The sequence below is a fragment of the Mesorhizobium sp. M1A.T.Ca.IN.004.03.1.1 genome (assembly GCF_003997555.1).
GTDB lineage: Bacteria > Pseudomonadota > Alphaproteobacteria > Rhizobiales > Rhizobiaceae > Mesorhizobium.
Map to the genome: position 1 here is coordinate 1 of NZ_RZTV01000095.1, position 346 is coordinate 346.

General features: G+C 59.8%; 1 protein-coding gene. It reads right to left on the bottom strand.

Going from position 1 to position 346, the window contains the following annotated elements; all coding sequences use genetic code 11:
- The coding region (locus EOD29_RS30860; RefSeq protein ID WP_164763895.1) for an NAD-glutamate dehydrogenase domain-containing protein at positions 1-346 on the bottom strand (346 nt) is incomplete at both ends.

Consider the following 346-nt stretch of genomic DNA (forward strand, 5'->3'; position numbering starts at 1 on the left):
CGCGGAAGGGTTTCGGTTGCGGCAGCCCGTCGACCAGGTGCGGATCGAGCTTGAAGGCCAGCATGGCTTTCGGCGACCCATCGGGGTTCTTCTGGAAATAATTGGTGCGCAGAGTCGCGTCGACGATGTTGACGTAGCGGCGCAAGATACGGTCGTCGTCAAGGCTCGGAACGTCGGCGAGTTCGGCCTCGATCGCTTGGTGCAGGTCGGCGAGCTTCTTGGCGCGGGCCTTTTCCGAAAGCTTGGTGTCGAGCGTGTCGTGAAAGAGGCGGAAAATGGTGGCGGCAATCTTCGGATATTTATCGAGCGTCGTCGCGATATAATCCTGCGAATAGGCGATGCCGGC